This is a genomic window from Melaminivora sp., from assembly GCF_032059615.1.
Lineage (GTDB): Bacteria > Pseudomonadota > Gammaproteobacteria > Burkholderiales > Burkholderiaceae_C > Melaminivora.
This window is the reverse complement of record NZ_DAMCAM010000076.1, coordinates 1-13,032: the sequence shown is the minus strand read 5'-3', so window position 1 is coordinate 13,032 and position 13,032 is coordinate 1. Positions and strand designations below refer to the sequence as shown.

17 protein-coding genes are annotated in these 13,032 nt (G+C 70.3%); 11 read left to right on the top strand and 6 right to left on the bottom strand.

Translation table 11 applies throughout. The annotated features are described in order from the left end of the window. Positions 1 to 462: tripartite tricarboxylate transporter permease (locus RT051_RS13300; protein ID WP_313077429.1), on the top strand; the 462-nt coding region annotated here is incomplete at its 5' end. 46 nt (positions 463 to 508) lie between these two features. Here RT051_RS13300 and RT051_RS13295 read toward each other — a convergent pair. Genes RT051_RS13295 through RT051_RS13280 form a run of 4 tightly spaced genes read right to left on the bottom strand, consistent with a single transcriptional unit; the run spans position 509 to position 3,902 of the window. Further along, positions 509 to 886: a transcriptional regulator gene (locus RT051_RS13295; protein WP_313077431.1), complete on the bottom strand. Its 378-nt coding sequence runs from the start codon at positions 884 to 886 to the stop codon at positions 509 to 511. Between the two features lie 2 nt (positions 887 to 888). Then, on the bottom strand, positions 889 to 1,194 hold the full coding sequence (locus RT051_RS13290) for a type II toxin-antitoxin system HigB family toxin (RefSeq protein WP_313077428.1): 306 nt from the start codon (positions 1,192 to 1,194) through the stop codon (positions 889 to 891). A gap of 39 nt (positions 1,195 to 1,233) precedes the next feature. Beyond that, a complete protein-coding gene (recJ, locus tag RT051_RS13285; RefSeq protein WP_313077427.1) occupies positions 1,234 to 2,949 on the bottom strand; it encodes a single-stranded-DNA-specific exonuclease RecJ in 1,716 nt (571 codons plus the stop codon). Continuing rightward, a complete protein-coding gene (locus tag RT051_RS13280; RefSeq protein WP_313077426.1) occupies positions 2,946 to 3,902 on the bottom strand; it encodes a phosphoglycerate mutase in 957 nt (318 codons plus the stop codon). Before RT051_RS13280 ends, recJ begins: the two co-directional genes overlap by 4 nt. A gap of 114 nt (positions 3,903 to 4,016) precedes the next feature. Between RT051_RS13280 and RT051_RS13275 the strand changes: the two genes are divergently transcribed. Both RT051_RS13275 and lolD read left to right on the top strand, forming a co-directional pair. Further along, positions 4,017 to 5,270 carry a lipoprotein-releasing ABC transporter permease subunit gene (locus RT051_RS13275; RefSeq protein WP_313077424.1) on the top strand — a complete coding sequence of 418 codons (1,254 nt, stop codon included), beginning with the start codon at positions 4,017 to 4,019 and terminating at the stop codon, positions 5,268 to 5,270. Next, entirely contained in the window at positions 5,263 to 5,976 is a 714-nt protein-coding gene (lolD, locus tag RT051_RS13270) for a lipoprotein-releasing ABC transporter ATP-binding protein LolD (protein WP_409520608.1), read from the top strand. The genes RT051_RS13275 and lolD overlap by 8 nt, the downstream gene beginning before the upstream one ends. A gap of 116 nt (positions 5,977 to 6,092) precedes the next feature. Here the strand turns inward: lolD and speE are convergent, their stop codons facing one another. Then, positions 6,093 to 7,055, bottom strand: coding sequence for a polyamine aminopropyltransferase (gene speE / locus RT051_RS13265; RefSeq protein WP_313077419.1), 963 nt, complete (start codon positions 7,053 to 7,055; stop codon positions 6,093 to 6,095). Continuing rightward, positions 7,055 to 7,474, bottom strand: coding sequence for an adenosylmethionine decarboxylase (gene speD, locus RT051_RS13260; RefSeq protein WP_313077416.1), 420 nt, complete (start codon positions 7,472 to 7,474; stop codon positions 7,055 to 7,057). Before speD ends, speE begins: the two co-directional genes overlap by 1 nt. 398 nt (positions 7,475 to 7,872) lie before the next feature. Here speD and RT051_RS13255 point away from each other — a divergent pair, with 398 nt between their 5' ends. The 8 genes from RT051_RS13255 to RT051_RS13220 form a co-directional block, all read left to right on the top strand. Beyond that, on the top strand, positions 7,873 to 8,694 hold the full coding sequence (locus tag RT051_RS13255; RefSeq protein ID WP_313077414.1) for an ABC transporter ATP-binding protein: 822 nt from the start codon (positions 7,873 to 7,875) through the stop codon (positions 8,692 to 8,694). Further along, positions 8,691 to 9,473 (top strand): lipid asymmetry maintenance ABC transporter permease subunit MlaE, encoded by a 783-nt coding sequence (gene mlaE, locus RT051_RS13250; protein WP_313077412.1) that lies wholly within the window; start codon positions 8,691 to 8,693, stop codon positions 9,471 to 9,473. The genes RT051_RS13255 and mlaE overlap by 4 nt, the downstream gene beginning before the upstream one ends. A 25-nt stretch (positions 9,474 to 9,498) precedes the next feature. Next, complete coding sequence (mlaD, locus tag RT051_RS13245) at positions 9,499 to 9,978, top strand: outer membrane lipid asymmetry maintenance protein MlaD (RefSeq protein ID WP_313077410.1); 480 nt, start codon at positions 9,499 to 9,501, stop codon at positions 9,976 to 9,978. Positions 9,979 to 9,989: 11 nt separating this feature from the next. Further along, positions 9,990 to 10,742: a VacJ family lipoprotein gene (locus RT051_RS13240; RefSeq protein WP_313077408.1), complete on the top strand. Its 753-nt coding sequence runs from the start codon at positions 9,990 to 9,992 to the stop codon at positions 10,740 to 10,742. Between the two features lie 100 nt (positions 10,743 to 10,842). Then, on the top strand, positions 10,843 to 11,481 hold the full coding sequence (locus RT051_RS13235) for an ABC transporter substrate-binding protein (RefSeq protein ID WP_313077430.1): 639 nt from the start codon (positions 10,843 to 10,845) through the stop codon (positions 11,479 to 11,481). Continuing rightward, positions 11,468 to 11,761, top strand: a complete 294-nt coding sequence (locus RT051_RS13230; protein WP_313077406.1) for an STAS domain-containing protein — start codon at positions 11,468 to 11,470, stop codon at positions 11,759 to 11,761. The genes RT051_RS13235 and RT051_RS13230 overlap by 14 nt, the downstream gene beginning before the upstream one ends. Positions 11,762 to 11,817: 56 nt before the next feature. After that, the gene (locus RT051_RS13225; RefSeq protein ID WP_313077405.1) at positions 11,818 to 12,747 is read left to right on the top strand and encodes an ABC transporter ATP-binding protein; all 930 of its coding nucleotides are present in this window, start codon (positions 11,818 to 11,820) and stop codon (positions 12,745 to 12,747) included. Beyond that, positions 12,744 to 13,032, top strand: a 289-nt coding sequence (locus tag RT051_RS13220; protein ID WP_313077404.1) for an ABC transporter permease, incomplete at its 3' end; no start/stop codon positions are given. The genes RT051_RS13225 and RT051_RS13220, both read left to right, overlap by 4 nt.

Genomic DNA, 13,032 nt, shown 5'->3' with positions numbered 1-13,032 from the left:
ATGACCAGCAACCCCGAGCTGTTCTGGGGCCTGATCGCCTCGATGTGGATCGGCAACCTGATGCTGATCGTGCTCAACCTGCCGCTGATCGGCATCTGGATCAAGCTGCTCACCGTGCCCTACCGCTGGCTGTTTCCGTCCATCGTGCTGTTCTGCGCGCTCGGGGTGTACTCGACCAACAACAACACCTTCGACGTCTGGCTGGTGGGCCTGTTCGGCTTCATCGGCTACCTGTTCCACAAGCTCGCCGTCGAGCCGGCGCCGCTGCTGCTGGGCTTCATCCTGGGCCCCATGATGGAGGAGCACCTGCGCCGCGCGCTGCTGCTGTCGCGCGGCGACTGGAGCGTGCTGGTCACCCGGCCCATCTCCGCCGGCCTGCTGCTCGCGGCGGCGCTGCTGCTGGCGCTGGTGCTGCTGCCGGCGGTGAGCAGGAAGCGCGAGGAGGCGTTCGTGGAGGAGTGAGCGGGGCCCGAGCCGCCAGGATGGCAGGAGCGCCCTGCGCAGCCTCCTAGGCGTGCGTGTATTCGCCGATCAGGATGGAGGCAGGAATGCCCAGGCCGGCGTGCAGGCGGCGGATCATGCCCAGCGTCAGCGGCCGCTTGTGGGCCAGGACTTCATAGACCCGATGGGTCTGCCCGATCATGGGAACCAGATCCTTGGCCGTCAGGCCTTCCTGTTCCATGCGGTATTTGATCGCCTCGATCGGGTCGGGCGGGTCAATGGCGTGGTGCTTGCTTTCATAGGCCTCGATCAGCGTCAGGAGGGCATCGAACACTGCCCCTTCTTCACTGTCCGGGTCGGGCTCCTGGGACGCATCGAAGAAAGCTTCAGCCATCTTCAGGGCAGCCTGATAGTCGGCCTCGGTGCGGATGGGTCTGAGTTGCAGTGTCATGCCTTGTGCTCCACGGTATCCACGTTGATCTGCCCATAGTCTTCGTGCGTGCCGACGAACTTGATGAACAGGGCCCCGGCCTTGTACACAACAGCGACCACAAGGCGGTAGTCGTTGCCCTTGATGTTGAATACCACGCGGTTGTTGCCGACGAAGCTGGCATTGCGGTATTGCGTCTTGATGTCGGCTGGCGTTCGCCACTGGGCGCGAAGAGCTTCAAAGTACCAGCTTTGCAAAGGCAGCCTGGCCTGCGGGTGCTTGTCCCAGAAGTTTCGCAGCGTGGACAGGGCAATGATTCGCATGGGTGAGTTTAGTCCCGCGTTGGGACTGATGTCCGGCTCTCATTCCTCCGTACCCTCCACCACGAACTGCACCCGCCGCTGGCCGCCCCACTCGTTGACGTCCAGCCGGAAGGCCAGCAGCGGCTCCTCGGGCACGGGCTCGGTGCGGCCGAACCAGATGCCGTCCACCGGCTGGCCCTGGTGCAACAGCTTGAGCTGCAGGTGGCGTCCGCCTTCGCCCACCAGGCGCTGGCTGAGCACGCGCACCGGCTCGCTGAAGGTGGGTGGGGCGAAGCCCTGGCCCCAGACCTCGCGCGCCAGCGCATCGACCAGCTCGGCGCGGCACCACTCGGGCGCCAGCGGTCCATCGGTCTCCAGCCGGCGCGTGAGCGTGGCCGCGTCCAGCCATTCGTGCGCGACCTGGGTGAGGGCGCGCTCGAAGGTGTCGAAATGCTCCTCGGCCACGGTGCAGCCGGCGGCCATGGCGTGGCCACCGAACTTCAGGAGCACGCCGGGATGGCGCTTGGCCACCAGGTCCAGCGCGTCGCGCAGGTGAAAGCCCGGGATGGAGCGGCCCGAGCCCTTGAGTTCGTGCCCCTTGCCCGGCGCGCCGCTGCTGGCGAAGACGAAGGTCGGCCGGTGCAGCCGGTCCTTGAGGCGCGAGGCGACGATGCCGACCACGCCCTCGTGGAAGTCGGGATCGAACACGCTAATGGCCGGCGGCGGCTCCTCGTCCACGTCGAACAGCCCTTCGGCCAGCTGCAGCGCCTGCTCGCGCATGCCGCCCTCGAGCTCGCGGCGCTCGCGGTTGATGGCGTCGAGCTGGCGCGCCAGCCCGGCCGCGCGGCCCGCATCGTCCGTGAGCAGGCACTCGATGCCCAGGCGCATGTCAGCCAGGCGCCCCGCGGCGTTGATGCGCGGGCCCAGGGCGAAGCCGAAGTCGAAGGTGGTGGCGGCCTCGGGCCGGCGCCCGGCGGCGTCGAACAGCGCGCGGATGCCCGGCTGCATCTGCCCGGCGCGGATGCGCTTCAAGCCTTGCGCCACCAGGCGGCGGTTGTTGCCGTCCAGGCGCACCACGTCGGCCACCGTGCCCAGGGCTACCAGGGGCAGCAGGGGCTCCAGGCGCGGCTGGCTGGCGGCGTCGAACCGGCCACGCGTGCGCAGCTCGCGGCGCAGCGCCAGCAGCACGTAGAACATGACGCCCACGCCCGACAGGCTCTTGCTCTCGAAACCGCAGCCGGGCTGGTTGGGGTTGACGATGGCATGCGCGGCGGGCAGCTCGGGGCCGGGCAGGTGGTGGTCGGTGATGACCACCGTGAGGCCGAGCGCGCGCGCCGCGGCCACGCCCTCGCAGCTGGCGATGCCGTTGTCCACGGTGATCAGCACGTCGGCGCCGCGCTCGGCCACGCGCCGGGCGATCGGGGCCGTGAGGCCGTAGCCGTCCACTACCCGGTCGGGCACCAGGTAGTCCACGTGCCGCGCGCCCAGCAGCCTCAGGCCGCGCACGGCCACGGCGCAGGCGGTGGCGCCGTCGCAGTCGTAGTCGGCCACCACCATCAGGCGCTGGCCGCGCTCCATGGCATCGGCCAGCACCTGGGCGGCGCGGTCGGCGCCGTGCAGCGTGGTAGGGGGCAGGAGCCGGGCCAGGGCGTCGTCGAGCTCTTCCTTGGCACGCACGCCACGCGCGGCATACAGGCGGGCCAGCAGCGGGTGCACGCCCGCCTGCTCCAGGGCCCAGGCGGTGCGCGGGGGGACGTCGCGGACTACGATTTTCATAGCTGCGAGCCCAGGGTTGGCCAGGGCTTGGAGACAAAAACGCTGCGAATGCGCGCGGCCAGGCCGCGCCCGCTGCCCTCCCACTGCCGGGCCGAGCGCTCGCCGCACAGCGTCAGCCGCACGCGGGCGCCGGCGGCTGCCTTGGCGGCCAGCTGCGCCACGGGGCCGGCGTCCAGGGCGCGCCAGGCCTCGGCCCAGGCCGCCCAGTCCTCGCGCAGGGCAGCGTCGCGCAGCTGCATCGGCATCTGCACCGCGGCCGCCGGCGCGGGCGGCGCGGCCAGGGCGCCGGCGCCGTGCACCCAGAAGGCGTTGACGGGCGGCAGGCCCTGGGCGGCGCGCGCGTCGTTGAAGGGGTGGGTGTAGAGCAGCATCTGCATCTCGCTGTGCAGGCGGTGCAGCAGGCCGGCGCGGGCCGCGTCGGGCAGCCAGGCGCGCACGTCGCACCCGATGGCGCGGTCCAGCGAGGCGGTGGCCAGGCCGTCGAACACCGCGCCCTGCGCCAGCCACAGCGTGGGCGCGTGGTAGTGCAGGGCGATGCCGTCCTCGGCGAACCAGGGCGCCAGCAGCTCCAGCAGCGCGCGCGACTCCGCCTCGCGCAGCTGCAGGCGCCCGGGGTCGTCCATGGTGATGTGGTCGGTGCCGACCTGCCAGTGGCAGGGCGTGACCCAGGCCCAGGCCTGGCCATGGGGCGCGCCCGCGGGCAGGGCCTGCTCCACCGTCCAGGCGGCCCAGGGCGTGCTGCCGCTGCGCGCGTCGGGCAGGCCCAGGTGGCGCGCCAGGGCGCGCTCGTGGGGCGGGGCGAAGTCGGCTTCCTCGCCGGCGTCGGTGCCGGTGGCGGTCAGGCGCGCGAGCAGCCGGTTCAGGTGGGGCAGGGCCAGCGAGGCAAGCGCGGCCTGGCAGCCGGGAGCGTGGCTGGCCGCCAGCGGGATGAGCAAATGGATGGTGTCTGGCATGAGGGGCGGGTGGACGGCGCTATTGTCCGGGATGCCACAATGCGCGCGCTGGCGTCGGGGCGTTCCGCCTGTCCTGCCAGCGTCGGCGCCGCCGATCCCCATCCCCCACACTGCATGCAGATTCCCTACGAACTGGCCCTGGGCTGGCGCTATACCCGCGCGGGCCGCGCAACGCGGCGCAACGGCTTCATCTCCTTCATTTCCGGCGCCTCCATGCTGGGCATCGCCCTGGGCGTGGCGGCGCTGATCATCGTGCTGTCGGTGATGAACGGCTTCCAGAAGGAGGTGCGCGACCGCATGCTCAGCGTGGTCTCGCACATCGAGATCTTCGCGCCCGGCGGCGCGGCGCTGCCCGACGTGCAGCGCACGCTGGCCGAGGCGCGCGCCCACCCCGACGTGGTGGGCGCCGCACCCTTCGTCGCCTCGCAGGCGCTGCTGGCGCGCGGCGAGGACATGAAGGGTGCGCTGGTGCGCGGCATCGACCCGGCGCGCGAGGCCGAGGTGACCGACCTGGCGGCCGAGAGCGTCGAAGGCCTCAAGGCGCTGGTGCCGGGCGAGTTTCGCGTGGTGCTGGGCGTGGAGCTGGCCCACCAGCTGGGCGTGCGCGCGGGCGACGCGGTGACGCTGATCGCCCCGGCCGGGCAGATCACGCCGGCCGGCATCGTGCCGCGCCTCAAGCAGATGACGGTGGCGGGCACCTTCAACTCCGGCCACTACGAGTACGACTCGGCCCTGGTGCTGCTGCACCACGAGGACGCCGAGCGCATCTTCCGCCTGGAGGGGCCAACCGGCGTGCGCCTGAAGCTGCGCGACCTGCACGAGGCGCCGCGCGTCACGCGCGAGCTGGCGCAGAGCCTGTCGGGCGACCTGCTGATCCGCGACTGGACGCAGCAGAACAAGACCTGGTTTGCCGCCGTGCAGCTGGAAAAACGCATGATGTTCATCATCCTGACGCTGATCGTCGCCGTGGCGGCGTTCAACCTGGTGTCCACCCTGGTCATGACGGTGCAGGACAAGCGCGCCGACATCGCCATCCTGCGCACCCTGGGTGCGAGCCCCGCCAGCATCATGGGCGTCTTCGTGGTGCAGGGCGCCATGGTGGGTGTGATCGGCACGCTGGGCGGGCTGCTGCTGGGCCTGGCGGTGGCCTTCAACATCGACGTCATCGTGCCGGCCATCGAGCGCTTGCTGCACACCAGCTTCCTGCCGCAGGACATCTATCTGATCAGCCGCATGCCCAGCGAGCCGCAGGCGGCGGACATCGTGCCGATCGCGCTGATCTCGCTGGTGCTGGCCTTCGTGGCCACGCTGTACCCGAGCTGGCGCGCCAGCCGCGTCAACCCGGCGGAGGCGCTGCGCTATGAATGAGCCCCACGCCATGACGACCCACCCCGCCGCTCCCGCGCCCGCCGTGCTGCAGGCGCGCGGCCTGACCAAGCGCTTTGCCGAAGGGCGCCTGGACGTGACCGTGCTGCACGGCGTGGACCTGACGGTGCACGCCGGCGAGACGCTGGCCATCGTCGGCGCCTCGGGCTCGGGCAAGAGTACGCTCTTGCACCTGCTGGGCGGGCTGGACGCGCCCAGCAGCGGCAGCGTGCTGCTGGCCGGGCAGGACCTGGCCGCGCTCGACGCTGCCGCCCAGGGACGGCTGCGCAACGAGCGGCTGGGCTTCATCTACCAGTTCCACCACCTGCTGCCCGAGTTCAGCGCGCAGGACAACGTGGCCATGCCGCTGCGCATCCGCCGCCAGCCCTACGAGCAGTGCATCGCCCAGGCCGTGCAGATGCTGCAGGCTGTGGGCCTGGGTGAGCGCGTGCTGCACCGCCCGGCCGAGCTGTCGGGCGGCGAGCGCCAGCGCGTGGCCATTGCCCGCGCACTGGTCACCCAGCCGACCTGCGTGCTGGCCGACGAGCCCACCGGCAACCTGGACCGCAGCACGGCCGACGCCGTCTTCGCCCTGATGCTGCGTCTGGCGCGCGAGCAGGGCACGGCCTTCGTACTAGTCACGCACGACGAGCAGCTGGCCGCACGCTGCGACCGCGTGGTGCGCCTGGTGTCAGGCCGCCTGGGGTGAAATGGATAGCGCAAACCCAAGGGCTGGCGCGGGTTTGCGGCTGTTTTTCTGCTCCCTCCCCCTCTGGGGGAGGGTAGGGGTGGGGGCCAGCAACTGCCTGCCTCAGCCCCTCATCCTCAAGCCGCCGTCACCGTGACCGGCGGCAGCTCCGACGGGTCGCGCACCTCGTCGATCTGGTCGCCCGAGCGCAGCGGCGCGGCCGGCCGCGCCAGGAGGTCGCGCAGGAAGTTGGGCTGCGCCAGCAGCGCCTGGTGCATGGCGCCGTTGTAGAGCTGCAAGTCTTGCAGGCCGCGTGCGGCGATGCGGGCGTCCACCTCTTCGGTGCCGAGCAGGGCCGGGTCGGTGCTGTCCGAGGCCATGGCCATGCACCACAGCGTGCCGTACAGCGGCACGTACTGCATGTAGGGGCGAAACACCGGGAACACCTCGCGCACCGAGGCGGCAATGCGGCCGATGCTCTGCGGCAGGTGCACGGGCGAGCCCAGGTGCAGCGACAGCACACCGCCCGGGTTCAGCGCCCGGCGGCAGCTTTCGTAGAACTCCACCGTGTAGAGCTCCACCGCCGGGCCGAACGGGTCCGTCAGGTCGAGGATGATCTGGTCGAAGCGCTCACCGGTCTGGCCGAGGAAGTCGCGCGCATCGCCCAGGCGCACTTCCATGCGCGGATCGTCGAAGGCGCCGCGGTGGATGCCGCCCAGCCACTGGCGCGCCATGGCGACGACCTCGCCATCGAGCTCGGCCAGCACCACGCGCTCGATGCCGGGCAGCTTCAGCAGCTCTTCGGCCGCGCCGCCGTCGCCGCCGCCCACGACCAGCGCGCGCTTCACGCCCGGGTGGGCGATGGCCGGCAGGTGCACCATAGGCTCGTGGTAGAAGAATTCATCGCGCTCGCTGGTCATGAAGCAGCCATCGATGCGCATCACCCGCCCGAACTGCGGGTTCTCGAAAATCTCGATGTGCTGCCACTCGGACTGGCGTTCGGCCAGCGGCGCGCTGTTGCTCAGGTAGAAGCCGAAGTCGGCGCTCAGGCGCTCGGTCACGTACTGCGTGGCCTGCGTTTCAGGGGCGCGCTGCGGCATCAGGCGCGGTCGACGCGGTGCAGGTGCGGGTCGCTCGGGTTGAAGGCGGCCAGCAGGTCGTCGAACAGCTTTTGCGCCTTGGGGCGGTTGTTCTCGCTGTAGTTGCAGACATAAACGTCCAGCGTCACGTAACCCGATTCGGGCCAGGTGTGCAGGGACAGGTGGGACTCGGCCAGCACGACCACGCCAGTGACGCCGCCGCCCTCGCCAAAGCTGTGAAAGAGCGAGCCCACGGTGGTCAGGCCGGCAGCGGCCACGCGGTCCTTGCAGAAATTCTCAAGGTACGTGGAATCGAGCATCAGGCGGCTGTCGCAGATACACCCGTAGAGGTCGCCAATCAGGTGCAGGCCCGTGGCATGGCGCTGCACGGCGGGAGCGGCGGCCTGGTCAATAGGGACGACAGTCTGGTAGTTCTTCATGGTGCAAACCTTTTCTCAAGGCTCCGCGGGACGGAGCGTGACAGACAACATGGCGTTGCCGCGAGGTTTGCACCCCCCGGCGGTCGCCGACCGGCGCGTTGCGCGGCCCATGCGGACACACCAGGAAAGAGGAGAGGCAGGCGAATGTCGCGTCGGAAGCAGCCCGAGGGCCCCTAGGCTATTGCCGCGCCCTCGTTCCGCGGTGCGCCCCAGGGCTCCCGACAACGCTGACAGCAATCCGCTCGGCAAGGCGAGCGTGACATTTTTGGAAACCGCGGATTATAGCTTATTGTCATAAGGAAGCCACAGTTCTTACATATCGCGCCGGCCCGATGGGGGTTTGCCCCTATGATGGCGAGCCCTTGCTGCGCGCGAACAGCGCGCGTTCCCTGCCCTTCATGCACCCCCCACCCGCCCCTGCCGCCGACGCCTTCGTGGAGCTGCGCAACGTCACCTTCGGGTACGGCGAGCGCGTGGTGCTGCGCGAGCTGTCGCTGACCGTGCCGCGGGGCAAGGTGACGGCCATCATGGGCGCCTCCGGCGGGGGCAAGACCACCGTGCTGCGCCTGATCGGGGGGCAGCAGCGCGCCCAGGGCGGCCAGGTTCTGGTGGATGGGCAGGACGTGGGCCGGCTCGACCCGGCGGGGCTGTACGCCCTGCGCCGGCGCATGGGCATGCTGTTTCAGTTCGGCGCACTATTCACCGACATGAGCGTTTTCGACAACGTGGCCTTCCCGCTGCGCGAGCACACCGACCTGCCCGAACCCCTGATTCGCGACGTGGTGCTGATGAAGCTGCACGCCGTGGGCCTGCGCGGCGCGCGCGATCTCATGCCCAGCCAGATCTCCGGCGGCATGGCCCGGCGCGTGGCGCTGGCGCGCTCCATTGCGCTCGACCCGGAACTGGTCATGTACGACGAGCCTTTCGCCGGGCTCGACCCCATCGCCCTGGGCACCGCCGCGCAGCTCATCCGCCGCCTGGGAGAAGCCATGGGCCTGACCAGCATCATCGTCTCGCACGACCTGGAGGAAACCTTCCGCCTGGCCGATCACATGGTCATCCTGGGGCCGGGCAACGTCGCCGCCCAGGGCGCGCCCGAAGAGGTGCGCGCCAGCACCGACCCGCTGGTGCACCAGTTCGTGCGCGCCCTGCCCACCGGGCCGGTGCCATTCCATTACCCTGCGCCCGAGGTGGAGCAAGACTTCGGGGACGCCCCATGAGCGTGTGGCGCCCCTCCGACATCGGCCACGCCACGCGCGGCAAGCTGGCCGACATCGGCGCGGCCACGCGCCTGTTCCTGCGCCTGCTGGCGCTCACGGGCGCTGCGCTGCGCCGCCCGGCGCTGGTGCGCGACCAGGTGCTGTTCCTGGGCAACCATTCGCTGTCCATCATCGGCATGTCGGGCCTGTTCGTCGGCTTCGTGCTGGCGCTGCAGGGCTACAACGTGCTGCAGCTCTACGGCTCGTCCAATGCACTGGGGCTGGTGGTCACGCTCGGCCTGGTGCGCGAGCTCGGCCCGGTGGTCAGCGCGCTGCTGTTTGCCGGGCGCGCCGGCACCTCGCTCACCGCCGAGATCGGCCTGATGCGTGCCGGTGAGCAGCTGGCCGCCATGGAGATGATGGCGGTGGACCCGCAGCGGCGCATCCTGGCGCCGCGCTTCATCGGCGGCATCGTCGCCATGCCGCTGCTGGCGGCCGTCTTCAGCGCCGTGGGCGTGGTCGGCGGCTGGCTGGTGGGCGTGGTGCTGCTGGGTGTGGACGCCGGTGCCTTCTGGGGCCAGATGCAGGCCGGCGTGGATGTGGTCCGGGACGTGGGCAACGGCGTCGTCAAGAGCCTGGTCTTTGGCGTGGCGGTCACCTTCGTCGCGGTGCTGCAGGGCTACACCGCCAAGCCGACCCCCGAGGGCGTGGCGCGCGCGACCACGCGCACGGTGGTCATGGCGTCCCTGTCGGTGCTGGCGCTCGATTTCGTGCTCACGGCCCTCATGTTCAGCATCTGACACGGGTGCATTTCAGGAAAACATCATGCAGCGATCCAAGAACGACCTCTGGGTGGGCCTTTTCGTGCTGCTCGGTGCGGCCGCGCTGGTCTTTCTGGCCCTGCAGTCGGCCAATCTGCTGCAGCTCAACTGGCGCAGCGGCTACACCGTCACCGCGCGCTTTGACAACATCGGCGGCCTCAAGCCCCAGGCGGCGGTGCGCAGCGCCGGCGTGGTGGTGGGCCGGGTCAAGGCCATCGGCTTCGACGACACCACCTACCAGGCCAGCGTGGAACTGGAGCTGGACAAGCGCTACGTCTTTCCCAAGGACAGCTCCTTCAAGATCCTGACCAGCGGCCTGCTGGGCGACCAGTACATCGGCATCGAAGCCGGTTTTGCCGACGCCCACCTGGCTGCGGGCGACACCATCACCGCCACGCAATCGGCCGTGGTGCTGGAAAATCTCATCGGCCAGTTTCTCTATGGCCGCGCCGAAGAGGCCGCCAGCGCCGGAGGCAGCAAATGATTCAACATCCCGTGAACCCCACCCCTTTTCGCACCGTGGCGCGCCCGCTGGCGCTGGGCCTGTCCCTGGCGCTGCTGGGTGGCTGCGCCAGCGCGCCGCAGGACGGCCGCGCCGGCAACGCGGACCCGCTGGAGCGCTACAACCGTTCCATGACCCACTTCAACACCCAGGTCGATGACGCGGTGCTGAAGCCCGTGGCCACGCTCTACCGCGACGTGACGCCGCAGCCCGTGCGCACCGGCGTGCGCAACTTCTTCAGCAACCTGGGAGACGCCTGGTCGGCGGTCAACAACCTGCTGCAGCTGCGCGGGCGCGAGGCCTACGAGAGCCTGGTGCGTTTCAACGTGAACACGGTCTTCGGCCTGGGCGGCCTGCTGGACGTCGCCAGCGAGATGCGCATCGACCGCCACAAGCAGGACTTCGGCCTGACCCTGGGCCATTGGGGCGTGCCCACGGGCCCCTACCTGGTGCTGCCGCTGCTGGGCCCCTCGACGGTGCGCGACACCGCGGCGCTGCCGGTGGACATCTGGGGCAACAGCGTGCGCCACATCCGCCCGGTGGCCACGCGCAACTCGCTGGCCGGGCTGGGCATGGTGGACCGCCGCGCCAGCCTGCTGGGCACCAGCGAAGTGCTGGACAACGCCGCCCTCGACAAATACAGCTTTACGCGCGACGTCTATCTGCGCGTGCGCAGCAACGCCGACGAGGGCCGCATGCCCAATGCCTACGATGACGAGGCCGGCCAGCTGTCCGACGACTACTGACGCGAAATAGACGACGCGGGGCGGACCCCGCAGCTCCGCACAATGGGCCACCGTCCGCGCGGCCGCGCGGTTTTTGCCCAAGACACGAACGCCCATGACGATGATGAACCGACGCTCCCTCCTTGCCGCCGCCGCGGCCACGTTCTGCGCCGCAGGCCTGGGCCTGCCAAGCCTGGCGCTGGCCGACGACGAGGCCCCCGACGCGCTGATCCGCCGCCTGTCCGACGAGGTGCTGACCCTGCTCAAGAACGACAGGACGCTGCGCTCGGGCAACGTGGACTACATCATTGCCCTGGCCGACCGGACCATCATGCCGCACGTGAACTTCCGGCGCATGACGGCCGGCGCCGTGGGCCCGGCCTGGCGCAGCGCCACGCCCGAGCAGCGCACGCGCCTGGAGCAGGAGTTCAAGCAGCTGCTGGTGCGCACCTATGCCGGCGCCCTGTCGCAGGTGAACGAGCAGACCATCGAGGTGCGCCCGCTGCGCGTGGCGCCCGGCGACAAGGACGTGCTGGTGCGCACCGAGATCCGCGGCCGCGGCAACCCGGTGCAGCTGGACTATCGTCTGGAGAAGACGCCCGGCGACGGCGCGGGCTGGAAGATCTACAACTTCAACGTTCTGGGCGTGTGGCTGGTCGATACCTACCGCAACCAGTTCGCCCAGGAGCTGAGCGCCGGCGGCGTCGAGGGCCTGATTGCCGCGCTGGCCGCGCGCAACAAAGCCAATGCCGGCGCCTGACCACGCCCTGGCGCTGCCCGCCGCGCTGACGCACCACGAGGCCCGCGCCTGCCTGCAGGCGCTGCGCCAGGGCCTGCGCCCGGCAGGCGCCGCGGCCGGGCCGGTGGTGATCGATGCGTCGGCGCTCCAGCGTTTCGATTCCTCGGCCCTGGCGGTGCTGCTGGAGTGCCGCCGCAGTGCGCTGGCGGCCGGCCGGGCGCTGGCCGTGCAGGGCCTGCCGCCGGGGCTGGCCAGCCTGGCGCAGCTCTACGGGGTGGACGGGCTGCTGCCCGCGCCCTGAGCTCCTGGGGGCTTGCCCTGCGGCGCTGCGGGGGCGACTTAGAATGCCCGGCTCCCATGGCCGCCGTATCCTTCCAATCCGTCTCCAAGACTTTCGACACGCCCAAGGGCCCGTTCCAGGCGCTCGACGGCGTGAACTTCGACATCGAGCAGGGCGAATTCTTCGGCCTGCTGGGCCCCAACGGCGCGGGCAAGACCACGCTCATCAGCATCCTCGCCGGGCTGGCGCGCGCCAGCAGCGGCCAGGTCTCCGTGCTGGGGCATGACACGCACGCCGATTTCTCCGCCGCGCGCCGCCAGCTGGGCGTGGTGCCGCAGGAGCTGGTCTTCGACCCCTTCTTCAATGTGCGCGAGACGCTGCGCCTGCAATCGGGCTACTTCGGCGTGAAGAACAACGACGCCTGGATCGACGAGCTGCTTGAGAGCCTGGGCCTGGCCGACAAGGCGACGGCCAACATGCGCCAGCTGTCGGGCGGCATGAAGCGGCGCGTGCTGGTGGCGCAGGCCCTGGTGCACAAGCCGCCCATCATCGTGCTGGACGAGCCCACCGCGGGCGTGGATGTCGAGCTGCGCCAGACCCTGTGGCAATTCGTCGCCCGCCTCAACCGCGAGGGCCACACCGTGCTGCTGACCACGCACTATCTGGAGGAGGCCGAGGCGCTGTGCACGCGCATCGCCATGCTCAGGCGCGGGCGCGTGGTGGCGCTGGCGCGCACCTCCGAGCTGCTGGGCGCGGCCTCAGCCAACGTGCTGCGCTTCAAGACCGATGACGCTCTGCCCGGGCCGCTGGCCGCCCAGGCGCGCGTCACGGGCCGGGTGGCGCAGCTGCCCGCCGCCGACGCGCAGGAGATCGAGCAGCACCTGTCGCAGCTGCGCGCCGCGGGCGTGCGCGTGGAGGACGTGGAGATCCGCAAGGCCGACCTGGAGGACGTGTTCCTGAGCGTCATGGCCCAGGCCGAGGGCGAGCCCGGGGAGGGCACGCCATGAGCGGTTGGCAGACGCTGTTCTACAAGGAGGTGCTGCGCTTCTGGAAGGTGGGCTTCCAGACGGTGGCCGCGCCCGTGCTCACGTCGCTCCTGTACCTGCTGATCTTTGGCCACGTGCTCGAGGACCGGGTGCAGGTCTATGGACGGCTGTCCTACACCGCCTTCCTGGTGCCCGGCCTGGTCATGATGGGCATGCTGCAGAACGCCTTCGCCAACAGCTCGTCCAGCCTGATCCAGAGCAAGATCATGGGCAGCCTGGTGTTCATCCTGCTCACGCCGCTGTCGC